Source organism: Neorhizobium galegae (genome assembly GCF_017877135.1).
Taxonomy (GTDB): domain Bacteria; phylum Pseudomonadota; class Alphaproteobacteria; order Rhizobiales; family Rhizobiaceae; genus Neorhizobium; species Neorhizobium galegae_A.
Window position 1 is genome coordinate 661469 of the sequence record NZ_JAGIPH010000001.1, and the last position, 14473, is coordinate 675941.

A 14473-nucleotide genomic window follows, 5' to 3' on the forward strand; every position below is an offset into this window, starting at 1 on the left:
CGCATGACCGTTGCAGGGCATAGACCTGAAACCATGATCTCCCCGGAAACCGGCGCTCTCTTGCGCCGTGGCTCACGTCCTTTTGCCGTCTCCTACAAGGGTGAAACTGTAACCGTCGATCTGCCCGGCTATTATCCCGATGATGACGGAGACGGGCTGCATGTGGGCGATGACATGCGCGCTGCGGATGAAGCCTTGCGGCTTCTGAAAGAGCGTATGGACGGCCTTCCCTCGCCCGTCAGCATCCGCAAGCTTCGCCACAAGCTGCAACTCTCCCAGCGCGAGGCCGGCCAGCTGCTGAAAGTAGGGGAAAGCGCGTTTGACAAGTACGAGCGCGGTCTTGCAGAGCCCAGCGGCCCGACCGTACAACTCTTAAAGCTGCTGGATCGACATCCGCACCTTGTTGAGGATCTGCGCACGGTCTGAGCCGGGCAAAGCATCACTCCAGATACTGATAAAGCCAGTCGCGAAGAGTTTCCGGCAGCGCCAGCGCCTCGCCGGTTTCGGGATCGCAGGCGGTCCAGACGATTTCGGCCTCGGCCACGAGAGCGTCGCTGCGGAAAAGCAGGATGGCAAAGCCTGCGGATTTGCCGCCGATCTTGCTGACGCGCACGGCTGTCGAGACGTCGTCGCCGAAGCGAAGCGCCTTGTGGATGACGCAGGCGACCTTGGAGACGTAGAAGGTGGGGTCGGTCTCTTCCGTGGCGCGGGCGCTCCAGAAGTGCGCCAGCGCCTCTTCCGCATAGGTGATGTAGGCGGCGCTGTGCATCTCGCCGCGCAGGCTGACATCGCGAAACGGCACGATGAACGCATAATGACTGTATCGACCGGTCTCTGCCACGCAACCCCCACTCTGTTTGGCGGCATTTAAGACCAGACGGGCCGGAGGAACAAGCTGCAAAGCCTTGTCCGACGCTTGAAAAACGGTGGTGTTTGCGCCATTTCGATGAGACCCGCCGCTCGCATCCGGCGCGGCAGGAGCTTTGGCCATGACCACGCGTCTTTACGAACACAAGATCTTTCTCGAGCACAACACGCCCGCCGGCCATCCGGAGCGCGCCGACCGGCTGCGCTCGCTGGCGATTGCGCTGGAGCATCCGAATTTCGACCGGCTTGAGCGGCTGGAAGCGCCGCAGGCCAATGAGGATACGGTGCTTCTGGCGCATCCGGAAAGCCATCTTCTGTCGGTCATGCGCGAGATCCCCGAGGAAGAGGATCGCATCCGCCAGATCGAGGCCGATACGCATGTGAGTGCCAAGAGCCTGCAGGCGGCGCTGACCGGCATCGGCGGCGCGCTGGCCGCCGTAGACGACGTGTTTGCCGGCCGCGCCGACAATGCCTTCGTCGCCTCGCGCCCGCCCGGCCACCACGCCGAAAAGACAAAGGCCATGGGCTTTTGCCTGTTCAACAACGTGGCGATTGCCGCCCGCCATGCGCAAAAGACCCATGGCGTGGAGCGCGTCGCCATCGTCGACTGGGACGTCCACCACGGCAACGGCACACAGGATATCTTCTGGGACGATCCTTCCGTGCTGTTCTGCTCGACCCACCAGATGCCGCTCTACCCCTGGACGGGAGACCGCCACGAGACCGGCGCGCACAAAAATATTGTCAATGCGCCGCTCGAAACCAATTCCGCCAGCGAGCATTTCCGCGAGGCCTTTTCCACCCGCGTGCTGCCGGCGCTCCATGAATTCCGCCCGGATTTCATTCTGATCTCGGCGGGCTTTGACGCCCATCACCGCGATCCGCTGGCGCAGATCAACCTCGTCGGCGACGATTTCGACTGGGCCACCGGCCGCCTTATGGAAATCGCCGGCAAATACGCCGGCAACCGGGTCGTCAGCCTTCTGGAAGGCGGCTATGATCTGGAAGGTCTCGCCGAATCGGCAGGCCTCCATATTTGCAGACTGATGAGAGGCTAAGAATGTCGCAGAGCCCGGACGGCAACGACGTCAACGGCTACAGCTTTGAAAAGGCCGTGGCGGAACTGGAAAGCATCGTGGCGCGGCTGGAGCGCGGCGATGTGGCGCTGGACGAATCCATTGCCATCTACGAGCGCGGCGAAGCGCTGAAGAAACATTGCGAAAAGCTTTTGAGTGCTGCCGAAAACCGCATCGAAAAGATCCGTCTCGACCGGGCCGGCGCGCCGCAGGGTGTGGAGCCGCTCGACCAGGCTTGAGGATAAGGCGCGGTCGCGCCACGCCGGCCGGCTGGAACAAACAGGCGCGTTTGCCGTTGACGCGCCATGGCAAAAGATACCGGACCCAAAGCCCGCAGCGGCATGCTCACCTTCGTTCTTCTCATCCTTGCCGTGGCGCTCGTGCTGGCAGGTATCTACATGATCGGCTTCACGCCGGGCGAAACCAATCCTTAAACGGCCTTTGCGGCAGCAGCCTTGCCGCTGATCCACAGCGCCCCACGCACCGGTAAATCCGCTTACCGCGACGCCGTCAGCCGCTCGTCCACTGCCGTCAGCGCCCGATCCAGATGCCCCTCGAAGACCAGGGACTGCTCGTCAGGGATCGTCTCGATCACCGGCGGGCCGTTGAGGCGCACGTGCAGGGATTGCGAAAGCCCCTCCTCCATGCCGGCCTTCAGGAGATCGAAAAAGCGCGTTCCCGGACCGGTGACGACGATTGGCAGATTGCCGGCAAGGCTCAATACCCGCGACAGCCCCTGCCCCAGCGTCAGCCCCGCCTGGCGAAAGGCATATTGCGCCATGCGGTTCGACTGGCGGGCGGCGGTTGCGATCTTCTCCATTTCCGACAGCGGCACGAATTTCGCCGGAATGGTGTTTTCCGGAACCTGGAAGGCAAGCCGCAGGATGCCGTAAAATCCGGCCGTCGCCTCCACGCAGCCATAGGCGCCGCACCGACAGAGCCGGTTGTCCACAGTATTCAGCATATGGCCGAAATTGGGGGCGGTGACCGAGAGCGCGCCGCCCGGCCCCTCGCTGCGCGCAATGCCAAGCCCGATACTATGGCCAAGCGACAGTGCCACGAGGCCCGTGCTTCCATCCGGCCCCGCAAGCTGCGGCAGGTTCCGCCGCGACAGGGCCTGGGCGACCAGCAGCGTCTCGTTTTCCACGCCAAGCGCTGCCTGCGGAAACGCTGCCAGCAGCGGCTGGAAATCCACCGGATCGCGGCCGAACACCGGCGACCACAAAAGCCGTCCCCCTTCCGGATCAACGATGCCCTTGCTGCACAACGACAGGAGCGCAATCGACGAAGGGTGCAGCCGCGAGCGCTGCAGCAGCCGCTCCAGGGCACCAGCCATCTCCGCGAGAAACCGGTCCGGCCGGCTGCTCATGGCATCGCGCGCCAGGCTGAACCGGTCGATCAGCGTGCCGCGAAAATCCGACAGCGCATAATGCAGGGCATCGGAGGCGATCTGCACCGCAACCACATGGGCAAAGGCGGCGGAGCGGGAAAACAGCACGCGCGGCCGGCCGCGTACGCCCGCCACCGTCTGCTCCTCGCGCGCGATGGCGCCAAGCTTTTCAAGGTCGGTCGTCAGGGCGGTGACCGTCGCCGAGGCAAGCCCCGTAAGGCTCGACAGGTCCGTATGCGACAGCGATCCGTTGAGGCGAAGGGCGGACAGAACCGAGCGCAGGTTTTGGCGCCGCAGCAGTTCCGTCCCCGGCCGAACCGGGTTTGCGGGCACCGCTGCATCCGGTGCGCCGGGCAAGAGGGAGCGGTTCCGCATGGGCATTAAATTCATTCGAGAGAGGGCTGTTGACAGGTTCATCATCATCTGCCAGATATTTTCTCGACTGTCGAGAAAAACAATCTTTCTCAGGGGATCGGGGGTTTGGCCGACGGTTATTTCAAGCGGGCATGGGCGGACGAGGAGGTTCGCGGCCCGCGTCACTCGGGAGGTTTAAAATGAAATCCGTCTTGAAGCTGATGGCCGCTGCAGCCGTCATCACATCCGTGCATGTTCCGGCCCAGGCCAAGGATCTGGTCGTTGGCGTTTCCTGGTCGAACTTCCAGGAAGAGCGTTGGAAAACCGACGAAGCCGCCATCAAGGAAGCCCTGAAGGCTGCCGGCGCCAAGTATATTTCCGCTGACGCCCAGACCTCTGCGGCAAAGCAGCTGACCGACATCGAAAGCCTGATCTCGCAGGGCGCCAACGCCCTCATCGTGCTGGCGCAGGATTCCGGCGCCATTGGTCCTGCCATCGAAAAGGCAGCCGCCGAAGGCATTCCGGTCATCGGCTATGACCGCCTGATCGAGAACCCGAACACCTACTACATCACCTTCGACAACAAGGAAGTCGGTCGCCTTCAGGCCAAGGAAGTCTTCAAGGTCAAGCCGACCGGCAATTACGTGTTCATCAAGGGCGGCTCCACCGACCCGAACGCCGATTTCGTCTTCTCCGGCCAGATGGAAGTGCTCAAGGCCGCCATCGACAGCGGCAAGATCAAGAATGTCGGCGAAGCCTACACGGATGGCTGGAAGCCGGAAATTGCCCAGAAGAACATGGAGCAGTTCCTGACCAAGAACGGCAACAAGGTGGATGCGGTCGTCTCCTCGAACGACGGCATGGCGGGCGGCGTCGTGGCAGCGCTCGAAGCCCAGGGCCTTGCCGGTTCCGTTCCGGTCTCCGGCCAGGACGGCGACAAGGCAGCACTCAACCGCGTCGCCCTTGGCACGCAGACCGTGTCTGTCTGGAAGGACAGCCGTATGCTCGGCAAGAAGGCCGGTGAAGTGGCCGTAGCGCTTGCCGGTGGCAAGAAGATCAGCGAGATCCCCGGTAGCACCAAGTTCAAGGGCGGTGCAAAGGGCGTGGAAATCACCTCGCAGTTCCTGACGCCCCAGGCCATCACCAAGGACAACCTGAACGTGGTTCTGGATGCCGGCTGGATTTCCAAGGCCGAGCTTTGCCAGGGCGTCAAGCCCGGCGCCGTTCCTGCCTGCAAGTAAGGCAGCGACCGAAGGCCACCCGTTTTAGACCGGGCAGGACGCCGCAACCCGTTGCGGCGTCCCTTGCCTGACTGTGGCTTTGAAAAATAACAAAGGGGAGTAGAAGGGTCATGACGGATCAGACGATCGCCGTGCCTTCCAGCAGCGCACGCCATGCCAAGGGCAACCTGTGGCAGCGTTTCTTTCACGCAACGGAATTGGACACGCGACTTCTGGGCATGGTGTTTGCCCTTGTCGTCATCTGGGTGGGATTTGACATCCTGTCCGGCGGATTGTTCCTCTCATCGCGCAACCTGTGGAACCTTTCGGTGCAGGCGGCCTCGGTGTCCGTGATGGCCACCGGCATGGTGCTGGTCATCGTCACGCGCAATATCGATCTCTCGGTCGGCTCGATCCTCGGCTTTGTCGGGATGATCATGGCCGTTACCCAGACGAAATTCCTGCCGGCCATCCTCGGCTTCGACCATCCGCTCACCTGGGTGCTGACGCTGATCATCGGCATCGCGCTCGGTGGCGCAATCGGTGCCTTCCAGGGCGCCATCATCGCCTTCTTCGGCGTGCCCGCCTTCATCGTCACGCTCGGCGGGCTTCTGGTCTGGCGCGGTGCGGCCTGGATGGTGACGAGCGGTGCCACCGTTGCCCCCATGGACACGACGTTCCGCCTGATGGGCGGCGGTGCCGACGGCTCGATCGGGGCCACGGCAAGCTGGATCGTCGGCGTCATCGCCTGCATCTTCATCGTGCTGTCGATCCTGCATTCGCGCCGCCAGCGCAAGCGCTTCGGTTTCCCGCTGAAGCCGATGTGGGCTGAATATTTCACCGGCATCGTCGGCTGCGGCGTGGTGCTCGGCGCGGTCAACGTGCTCAACAGCTACTACATGCCGGTGAACCTTGCCCGCCGCTATGCGGAGGCAAACGGGATTGCCTGGCCCGAAGGCGGCCTCGACATCTCGCTCGGCATTGCCATTCCGGTTCTCATCGCGCTTGGTATCGCCGTGGTGATGACCTTCCTCACCAACCGCACGCGTTTCGGCCGTTACGTATTTGCCATCGGCGGCAATCCGGAAGCGGCAGAACTGGCCGGCATCAAGACGCGGTGGGTCACGGTGCGCATCTTTGCCCTGATGGGTGTTCTCTGCGCCGTTGCCGCTGCCATTTCCACCGCCCGCCTCAATGCCGCCACCAATGCGCAAGGCACGCTGGACGAGCTTTACACCATCGCCGCGGCCGTCATCGGCGGCACATCGCTTGCCGGCGGCATGGGCACGATTGCCGGCGCCGTCCTGGGTGCGGTCGTCATGCAGTCGCTGAATTCCGGCATGGTGCTGCTCGGCATGGATGCCCCGCTGCAAAGTATCGTGATCGGCCTGGTGCTGGTATTTGCCGTCTGGCTCGACACCGTCTATCGCGCCCGGGCACGCTAAGGAGGACTGGAGACATGACGCAACAACGCACACCTCTCGTGGAAATGCGCGACATTTCCATCTCCTTCGGCGGTATCCACGCAGTCGACAGCGCTTCTGTCGATCTCTTCCCCGGTGAAGTCGTGGCTCTTCTTGGCCATAACGGCGCCGGCAAGTCGACGCTGATCAAGATCCTGTCGGGCGCTTACCGCCGCAATGCCGGCGAGATCCTGATCAATGGCCAGCCGGTCGAGATCAACAATCCGCGCGATGCCAAGCAGTTCGGCATCGAGACGATCTACCAGACGCTGGCGGTTGCCGACAATGTCGATGCCGCCGCCAACCTTTACCTCGGCCGCGAGCTGCGCACCCCCTGGGGCACGCTGGACGACGTGGCGATGGAGGCCAAGGCGCGTGAAGTGATGGGCCGCCTCAACCCCAACTTCCAGCGTTTCAAGGAACCGGTGCGCGCACTCTCCGGCGGCCAGCGGCAGTCCGTCGCCATTGCCCGCGCCATCCTCTTCGATGCCCGCATCCTCATCATGGACGAGCCGACGGCAGCGCTTGGACCGCAGGAAACCGCGCAGGTGGGCGAACTCATCACCCAGCTGAAGCGCGAGGGCATCGGCATCTTCCTGATCAGCCACGACATCCACGATGTCTTCGATCTGGCAGACCGGGTCTTCGTGATGAAGAACGGCCGGGTCGTGGGCCATGCCCGCACGCAGGATGTCACCAAGGACGAAGTGCTCGGCATGATCATCATGGGCAAGGTGCCGCCGGGCGCGGTGGCAGGACCGGGCGCAGCACAGATGGCGTAAGGGGCAAGGCGGGACCTTTTCCGGCACAACGCTCGTGCCGGAGGCCGCCCACCGCTGTGCCGGAGGCTGCCCCCCTCTGTCCTGCAGGACATCTCCCCCACAAGGGGGGAGATTATCGTGGCGCTGCCGTCGCGCCCGCCATTGTAGAGGGATGAAGCCCTTCACGCGATCAAGGGACTTGGTCGATAGAGAGGGAGCTGGACGCATCCCAATCTGATCTCCCCCCTTGTGGGGGAGATGCCCGGCAGGGCAGAGGGGGGCGCACTGGTCTCCGCCTCCAACCCTCACCGCCTCAAACCCTCAGCCGCCCCAAACCCTCACCGCCCGCGCAACACCCCGGCGATCGTGTGGATATGGGCAGCCCCGATGCCGCAACAGCCGCCGATGAGGCTTGCGCCGGCGTCCGCCCAGCTGCAGGCAAAGCGTGAATAGGCGTCGGTGGTGAGGTCCGCGCGCGTTTCGTGCAAGCCCTCGTTGGCAGCCGTTTCGTCGGTGTCGCTTTCGAAGGCATTGGCATAGACGCCGATCCTGATATCGAGGCCCTCTTCGGCAAAAACGGCAGAGGCCGTCGCGACAGCTTTTTCCATCACCTCGGGTTTGGCGCAGTTGAACAGCAGCGCCTCGGCGCCGGAACGGGCCGCCCAGAGGGCTGCATCGCGCACGCTTTCGCCCGAGCGCAGGCGCGCCTCGCCACCGTCTGTCTGCGCTGCCACCTGCGCCTGATCGTCGGCCAGCGTGAACGAGATCCAGAACGGTTTGCCCGTCTCCTTCACCGCCACCCGCACAGCCTCGCCTTCCGCAATGAGGCTCAACGTTTCGCCGAGCCAGACATCGACATGGGGAGCAAGATTTTCGACCAGCACCGACAGGTAATCCTGCACGGTGGCGGGATCAAACCTCTCCGGCTCGTAGGACCCGAAAATCGGCGGCAGGCCGCCGGCGACAATGACCTTGCGACCGGCCTTGTCGGCCGCCTCGCGCGCCAGGCGTCCCGACAGATCGATGAGGGCCGCGCCCTCACGGGCGAACCGTTCCTCGCCGATATGAAACGGCACCAGCGCATAGGAATTGGTGGTGATCACATCGGCGCCGGCGGCGATGAATTCCGCATGCACCTGGCCGACAATCTCCGGCGAATTGATCAGCGCCAGCGCCGACCATTCCGGCTGCACGAGCTCGGCGCCAAGACGCAGCAGTTCACGGCTCATGCCGCCATCGAGAATGAGAAGTCTGTCCATCGCCCCTGCCCTTTTTGCCCGTCCCAAGCCGATCCCGACGGGCTGAAAATTCCGTTTAAGCAATTCTTGCGCGGGTTGAAAGGGATTTGTCGCCGGCGGCTGCGGCGGTGGAGAGCCGTGTGCTCAAAGGGTTTCAGTGCGTGGCAGGCCATGGCGTAGGGCAAATCTCTTGAGATAGCGGCAGGGATTACCCCCCTCTGCCCTGCCGGGCATCTCCCCCTCAAGGGGGGAGATTAGCGTGTGGCCGATGTCTCCATCCCTCACCAGCCGTTTTGCGAAACCCTCATCATCCGTTTGCCGCGATTGCTGAGCTGGGCCTGGAATGCGGCGCCGGCATCCGGCTTATCTCCCCCCCTGTGGGGGAGATGTCCGGCAGGACAGAGGGGGTAACCCCGGCCGCTACGGTCGCGTCACTTCGCGCTCCAGCCGGTCGGGCAAGTTCGGTTCATTGAAATTTTGAGCGGCAGACGGACGCGCCTGCCTCGGCGCAAGTACGCCCCCCTGTGCCCTGCCGGGCATCTCCCCCACACGGGGGGAGATTAGCGTGTGGCCGATGTGCTCGTCCTCCATCAGCCATTTACGGAACGCTCATCCGTTTGCAGCGATTGCTGAGCTGGGCCTGGAATGCGGCGCCGGCTTCCAGCTGATCTCCCCCCCTTGAGGGGGAGATGTCCGGCAGGACAGAGGGGGGCAACCCCAGCCGCTACGGTCGCGTCACTTCGCGCTCCAGCCGGTCGGGCAAGTTCGGTTCATTGAAATTTTGAGCGGCAGACGGGACGCGCATGCGTCGGCGCAAGTGCGGCCCCCTCTGCCCTGCCGGGCATCTCCCCCTCAAGGGGGGGAGATTAGCGTGTGGCCGATGTCTACGTACCCGGGCCAGCCGGGCCGGATCAGCCGCGCGGCTTGGCGCCGGCGGGCTTGGGGGCCTTCTTCTTGGCAAAGGACTTGCCGTCATTGGCGTAAGGCTTGGCGTCCTTGTTGAAGGGTTTGCCCTCCTTCTTGAAGGGGGCCTTGTCCTTGAACGGGCGATCGCCGGCCGGCTTGTCGCGGAAGGGCTTATCGAAGCTCTTTGCGCCGTCGCCGGCATAGGCGGGCTTGCCCTTCGGCTTCTTCGACCAGTCTTCGCGGCCACCTTCCCGGGCGCCATCGCGCGGGGCTTCGCGGGCCGGGCGGTCCTCATACGCCTTCTTGGCATAGGGCTTGGGCTCGGCCTGGCGCGACAGGTCGGGCGCGCCGTCAAGCCGGGTCACGCGGATGCCGCGCTCCAGCGTCTTGTTCGAGCCGATGGCTTCGGAAAACACCGCCGCATGATCGGCAGAAATTTCGACAAAGGTTTCTTCCGCCTGCATCTTGATGGCGCCGATCTGCGCCTTGGTGAGATTGCCGTTGCGGCAGAGCATGGGGATGAGCCAGCGCGGCTCGGCATTCTGCTTGCGCCCGACAGACAGCGAGTACCAGACGGAGGGGCCGAATTCGCTGCGCGGGGTGCGCGGCGTCGCATCAAATTCCTGCCGTTCGAAGGCGCCGTCGCGCGGCTTCTTCTGGCCGCCCGGCTGCACGGAAATCTCGATCAGGTCTTCCGGCGCGGACTGGCGCGAACGGTAAAGATTGACGAAGGCGGCTGCCAGCTTTTCAGCACCATGCGCCTCGACGAGACGGGCGATGATGTCCTGTTCTTCCTCGCGGGCCTCTTCGGCAAAAATCGGGTCGGACAGAAGGCGCTCCTGGTCGCGGCCGATCACCTCTTCGGCAGACGGCGGGCGGGCCCAGGTGGGGGTAACGTCGGCGCCGGCGAGCAAGCGCTCGGCCTTGCGGCGCTGGTTGATCGGCACGATCATCGCGCTGATGCCCTTGCGACCGGCACGGCCCGTGCGGCCCGACCGGTGCAGCAGCGTTTCCGAATTGGTCGGAAGGTCCGCGTGGATGACGAGATCGAGGCCCGGCAGGTCGATGCCGCGGGCGGCAACGTCGGTTGCGATGCAGACGCGGGCGCGCCCGTCGCGCATGGCCTGCAGCGCGTGCGTGCGCTCGTTCTGCGTCAGTTCGCCCGATAGCGCCACGACGTCGAAATTGCGGTTGTTGAAGCGGGCGGTCAGATGGTTGACGGCCGCACGCGTCGAACAGAACACGATGGCGTTCTTGGCATCATAGTAACGCAGCACGTTGACGATGGCGTTTTCCCGGTCGGCCGGCGCCACGACCAGCGCGCGGTATTCGATATCGGCATGCTGCTTTTCCTCCGTGGTGGTGGAAATGCGCACGGCATTGCGCTGGTAGCGCTTGGCAAGCTTGGCAATGCCGCTCGAGACGGTTGCCGAAAACATCAGCGTGCGGCGGCTTTCCGGTGCTGCTTCCAGAATGAATTCCAGATCCTCGCGGAAGCCGAGATCCAGCATCTCGTCGGCCTCGTCGAGCACGGCGACGCGCAGTTCCGACATGTCGAGCGCATTGCGGCGGATATGGTCGCAGATACGGCCGGGCGTGCCGACAACGATATGGGCGCCGCGTTCGAGCGCGCGCCGTTCGTTGCGGATGTCCATGCCGCCGACGCAGCTGGCAATCACGGCGCCGGTCAGTTCGTAAAGCCATTCCAGCTCGCGCTTCACCTGCATGGCAAGCTCGCGGGTGGGGGCAATCACCAGGGCGAGCGGCGCGCGGGCGGTCTCGAAGCGATCGGCCTCTTCCAGAAGCGTCGGCGCAATGGCGATGCCGAAGGCCACCGTCTTGCCGGAACCGGTCTGGGCCGACACCAGCGCATCGGAGGTGACCAGCGCCGGATCGAGCATTGCCTGCTGGACGGGGGTCAGGGTTTCGTAACCGCGCTTCGTCAACGCCTTGGCGATCGCCGGAACGGCGCCATTCAATTCGGACATCTACCTGTCTTTCGGATTTTCATGCGCATTGCCGCGCGGGCTGCGAGGGTCGCAGCGGGATATGGCCTCTCCCTACTGATTTGCGCGCGAAATGTCAAAGCGCATGCGCCACCGGCGCATTGTCTTCTCCCACAGGGTAAATGGACAAGACGGGGGAAACCGGAAGTGGCATAGTGGCAGGACGCGCAGGGCCGACATGGCCGTGCAGGCTGACGCAGACGAATGAGGCGCGGAGAAGAGACGCGCAGACTGGAGAAAAGCTGATGTCCTTCTTTCCCGGCAACGACCCGACGCCCGGCGATGCCTTTGCCTGCGACGCCATCGAAAACCTGATCATTCCCCGCTCTTCCGATATCGGCGGCTTTTCCGTGCGCCGGGCGCTGCCCACCCGCCAGCGCCGTCTTGTCGGGCCATTCATCTTCTTCGATCGCATGGGACCGGCGGTGCTGAAGGCCGACGAGGCGCTGGATGTGAAGCCGCATCCGCATATCGGGCTTTCCACCGTCACCTACCTGTTCGACGGCGAGATCAAGCACCGCGACAGCCTGGGCACCGAGCTTGTGATCCGTCCGGGCGACATCAACCTGATGACGGCCGGGCGCGGCATCGTGCATTCGGAGCGCACGCCGGAAAACCTGCGCGGGCATCCGCTCTCCATGTCCGGCCTGCAGACATGGCTTGCGCTTCCCGATACGCATGAGGAGATCGACCCGGCCTTTGCCCACACGGCGCGCGAAAAAATGCCGGTGATCGACATGCCCGGCGTGTCCGGCCGGGTGGTGATCGGCGCGCTCGACGGCCTCTCCTCCCCCGTTTCCACCTTCACCGATACGCTTTACGTGGATCTTGCGCTGGAGCCGGGCAAAAGCTTTCCCTTTTCCGCCGCCCATGAAGAAAGAGCGATCTATATACTTTCCGGGGAACTTTGGGTTGCGGGCGACTGTTTTGCCAAAGACCAGCTGCTGGTGCTGCGCCCCGGCGACGAGATCACCCTGAAAAGCGGCGAGACGGGTTGTCACATCATGCTGTTTGGGGGTGCCGCCTTGAACTCCAAGCGCTATATCTGGTGGAATTTCGTGTCGTCCTCGAAGGAACGCATCGAGCAGGCGAAGGAAGAATGGCGCACCGGCCGCTTTGATATCGTACCCGGTGACGAAGAAGAGTTCGTGCCTTTGCCAAGTCCATGAATTCGTCTAGAAGCGCGTTCTGAGAGACTTGAAAAAGCCGCGTTGCATCTCATCTTGGGAAAAAACGAAGGCTCGGGACAAGAGCAGAAAAGGCCATCATTCGTGACATCCAGCCCTCAGACGCCGCTGCTTGACAAGGTGAAGCTGCCGGCCGACCTTCGTCAGACCGAAGACCGTGACCTGCCGCAGCTGGCGCGCGAACTGCGCGACGAGATGATCGATGCGGTGTCGAAAACCGGGGGGCATCTGGGCGCGGGCCTTGGCGTGGTGGAACTGACGATTGCCATCCACAAGGTGTTCAACACGCCGCATGACCGTCTGATCTTCGATGTCGGCCACCAGTGCTATCCGCACAAGATCCTGACCGGCCGGCGCGAGCGCATCCGCACGCTGCGCCAGGAAGGCGGGCTCTCCGGCTTTACCAAGCGCACCGAGAGCGAATACGACCCGTTTGGCGCGGCGCACTCCTCCACCTCGATTTCCGCCGGCCTCGGCATGGCGGTGGCGGCCGAGCTTTCCGGCACGCCGCGTAACGTGATTGCCGTCATCGGCGATGGCGCCATGTCGGCCGGCATGGCGTATGAGGCACTCAACAATGCCGGCGCGCTCGATGCGCGCCTGATCGTCATCCTCAACGACAACGACATGTCGATTGCCCCGCCGACGGGGGCGATGAGCGCCTATCTGGCGCGCCTTGCCTCGGGCCGCAGCTACATGGGCTTTCGCGAGTTCGGCAAGAAGCTCACCGCCTATCTCGGCAAGAATGTCGACCGGGCGATCACGCGGGCCGTGGAACATGCGCGCGGCTATGTGACCGGCGGCACCATGTTCGAGGAGATGGGTTTTTACCACATCGGCCCGATCGACGGGCACTCCTTCGAGCATCTTCTGCCGGTGCTGCGCAATGTGCGCGACAATGCGAAAGGCCCGGTGCTGATCCATGTGGTGACGCAGAAGGGCAAGGGCTATGCGCCTGCGGAAGCGGCCGCCGACAAGTATCACGGCGTCAACAAGTTTGATGTGATCACCGGCGCGCAGGCGAAAGCCAAGCCGAATGCGCCAAGCTATACCGCCGTCTTTGCCGATGCGCTGGTGGAAGAAGCCCGCCACGACGACAGGATTGTTGGCGTGACCGCCGCCATGCCCTCCGGCACCGGCCTCGACAAGCTGCAGGAACTCTATCCCGCCCGCACCTTCGATGTCGGCATTGCCGAACAGCATGCGGTGACCTTTGCCGCCGGCCTTGCCACCGAAGGCTACAAGCCCTTCTGCGCGCTCTATTCCACCTTCCTGCAGCGCGGTTACGACCAGGTGGTGCATGACGTGGCGATCCAGGGGCTTCCCGTGCGCTTCCCCATCGACCGCGCCGGTTTCGTCGGCGCCGATGGCCCGACGCATGCCGGCTCCTTCGACACCGGCTTCCTCGCCTCGCTTCCCGGCTTCGTGGTGATGGCCGCCGCCGACGAGGCGGAGCTGAAGCACATGGTGCGCACGGCCGCAGCCTATGACGACGGCCCGATTTCCTTCCGCTATCCGCGCGGCGAAGGGGTTGGCATCGAGATGCCCGCACGCGGCGACATTCTGGCCATCGGCAAGGGGCGCGTCATCAAGGAGGGCGCCAAGGTGGCGCTTCTCTCCTTCGGCACGCGGCTCTCCGACTGTCTGCTCGCCGCCGAAGATCTGGATGCTGCGGGCCTTTCCACCACCGTTGCCGATGCGCGCTTTGCAAAGCCGCTCGACCACGACCTCATCCGCCAGCTCGCCCGCCACCACGAAATCGTCGTGACCGTGGAGGAAGGCGCCGTCGGCGGTTTTGGTTCACAGGTCATGCACTTCCTCGCCAACGAGGGCCTGCTCGACACCGGCCTCAAGATCCGCTCGCTGGTTCTGCCCGACCTCTGGATGGATCAGGCCAAACCCGAAGTGATGTACGCCAAGGCCGGACTGGACCGCGCCGGCATCGTGAAGACGGTGTTCAGCGCGCTGGGGCGTGGGGTTCAGGTGGGGGCTGCTGGGTGAGGTG

At 63.8% G+C, this 14473-nt stretch carries 13 protein-coding genes; 9 read left to right on the plus strand and 4 right to left on the minus strand.

What is annotated here, in order from left to right:
* The first annotated feature begins 3 nt into the window (after nt 1-3).
* Nucleotides 4-426 (plus strand): type II toxin-antitoxin system MqsA family antitoxin, encoded by a 423-nt coding sequence (locus J2858_RS03375; RefSeq protein WP_245365529.1) that lies wholly within the window; start codon nt 4-6, stop codon nt 424-426.
* 13 nt (nt 427-439) lie between these two features.
* Here J2858_RS03375 and J2858_RS03380 read toward each other — a convergent pair whose 3' ends face one another.
* A complete protein-coding gene (locus J2858_RS03380) occupies nt 440-841 on the minus strand; it encodes an acyl-CoA thioesterase (protein ID WP_348635442.1) in 402 nt (133 codons plus the stop codon).
* A 148-nt stretch (nt 842-989) separates the two neighbouring features.
* On the opposite strand from J2858_RS03380, the gene J2858_RS03385 reads away from it, so the two are divergent.
* From J2858_RS03385 to J2858_RS24220, 3 genes are all read left to right on the plus strand, one after another.
* Nucleotides 990-1925 (plus strand): histone deacetylase family protein, encoded by a 936-nt coding sequence (locus J2858_RS03385; protein WP_210103317.1) that lies wholly within the window; start codon nt 990-992, stop codon nt 1923-1925.
* Nucleotides 1926-1927: 2 nt separating this feature from the next.
* Nucleotides 1928-2182, plus strand: a complete 255-nt coding sequence (locus J2858_RS03390) for an exodeoxyribonuclease VII small subunit (protein WP_210103318.1) — start codon at nt 1928-1930, stop codon at nt 2180-2182.
* A gap of 66 nt (nt 2183-2248) precedes the next feature.
* Complete coding sequence (locus J2858_RS24220) at nt 2249-2377, plus strand: hypothetical protein (protein ID WP_281067712.1); 129 nt, start codon at nt 2249-2251, stop codon at nt 2375-2377.
* Between the two features lie 62 nt (nt 2378-2439).
* On the opposite strand, the gene J2858_RS03395 is transcribed toward J2858_RS24220, so the two are convergent.
* A complete protein-coding gene (locus tag J2858_RS03395; protein ID WP_210103319.1) occupies nt 2440-3708 on the minus strand; it encodes an ROK family transcriptional regulator in 1269 nt (422 codons plus the stop codon).
* A gap of 179 nt (nt 3709-3887) precedes the next feature.
* On the opposite strand from J2858_RS03395, the gene xylF reads away from it, so the two are divergent.
* The 3 genes from xylF to J2858_RS03410 all read left to right on the plus strand — a co-directional run bounded on the left by xylF (nt 3888) and on the right by J2858_RS03410 (nt 7152).
* Entirely contained in the window at nt 3888-4928 is a 1041-nt protein-coding gene (xylF, locus tag J2858_RS03400) for a D-xylose ABC transporter substrate-binding protein (RefSeq protein ID WP_210103320.1), read from the plus strand.
* A 110-nt stretch (nt 4929-5038) separates the two neighbouring features.
* Nucleotides 5039-6352: a sugar ABC transporter permease gene (locus J2858_RS03405; protein ID WP_210103321.1), complete on the plus strand. Its 1314-nt coding sequence runs from the start codon at nt 5039-5041 to the stop codon at nt 6350-6352.
* Nucleotides 6353-6366: 14 nt separating this feature from the next.
* On the plus strand, nt 6367-7152 hold the full coding sequence (locus tag J2858_RS03410) for an ATP-binding cassette domain-containing protein (RefSeq protein WP_210103322.1): 786 nt from the start codon (nt 6367-6369) through the stop codon (nt 7150-7152).
* A 317-nt stretch (nt 7153-7469) separates the two neighbouring features.
* Here the strand turns inward: J2858_RS03410 and J2858_RS03415 are convergent, their stop codons facing one another.
* Nucleotides 7470-8390 carry a homocysteine S-methyltransferase family protein gene (locus J2858_RS03415; protein WP_210103323.1) on the minus strand — a complete coding sequence of 307 codons (921 nt, stop codon included), beginning with the start codon at nt 8388-8390 and terminating at the stop codon, nt 7470-7472.
* Between the two features lie 890 nt (nt 8391-9280).
* Entirely contained in the window at nt 9281-11263 is a 1983-nt protein-coding gene (locus tag J2858_RS03420; protein WP_210103324.1) for a DEAD/DEAH box helicase, read from the minus strand.
* Nucleotides 11264-11526: 263 nt separating this feature from the next.
* Between J2858_RS03420 and J2858_RS03425 the strand changes: the two genes are divergently transcribed.
* Both J2858_RS03425 and dxs read left to right on the plus strand, forming a co-directional pair.
* Nucleotides 11527-12450, plus strand: a complete 924-nt coding sequence (locus tag J2858_RS03425) for a pirin family protein (protein ID WP_210103325.1) — start codon at nt 11527-11529, stop codon at nt 12448-12450.
* Nucleotides 12451-12552: 102 nt separating this feature from the next.
* Entirely contained in the window at nt 12553-14469 is a 1917-nt protein-coding gene (gene dxs / locus J2858_RS03430; protein WP_210103326.1) for a 1-deoxy-D-xylulose-5-phosphate synthase, read from the plus strand.
* The last annotated feature ends 4 nt before the right edge of the window (nt 14470-14473 follow it).

Coding starts and splice junctions, on each gene's coding strand:
- J2858_RS24220 (WP_281067712.1), top strand. CDS start 2,249: ATGGCAAAAGATACCGGACCCAAAGCCCGCAGCGGCATGCTCACCTTC.
- J2858_RS03395 (WP_210103319.1), bottom strand. CDS start 3,708: ATGCGGAACCGCTCCCTCTTGCCCGGCGCACCGGATGCAGCGGTGCCC.
- xylF (WP_210103320.1), top strand. CDS start 3,888: ATGAAATCCGTCTTGAAGCTGATGGCCGCTGCAGCCGTCATCACATCC.
- J2858_RS03405 (WP_210103321.1), top strand. CDS start 5,039: ATGACGGATCAGACGATCGCCGTGCCTTCCAGCAGCGCACGCCATGCC.
- J2858_RS03390 (WP_210103318.1), top strand. CDS start 1,928: ATGTCGCAGAGCCCGGACGGCAACGACGTCAACGGCTACAGCTTTGAA.
- J2858_RS03420 (WP_210103324.1), bottom strand. CDS start 11,263: ATGTCCGAATTGAATGGCGCCGTTCCGGCGATCGCCAAGGCGTTGACG.
- J2858_RS03385 (WP_210103317.1), top strand. CDS start 990: ATGACCACGCGTCTTTACGAACACAAGATCTTTCTCGAGCACAACACG.
- J2858_RS03375 (WP_245365529.1), top strand. CDS start 4: ATGACCGTTGCAGGGCATAGACCTGAAACCATGATCTCCCCGGAAACC.
- J2858_RS03415 (WP_210103323.1), bottom strand. CDS start 8,390: ATGGACAGACTTCTCATTCTCGATGGCGGCATGAGCCGTGAACTGCTG.
- J2858_RS03425 (WP_210103325.1), top strand. CDS start 11,527: ATGTCCTTCTTTCCCGGCAACGACCCGACGCCCGGCGATGCCTTTGCC.
- J2858_RS03410 (WP_210103322.1), top strand. CDS start 6,367: ATGACGCAACAACGCACACCTCTCGTGGAAATGCGCGACATTTCCATC.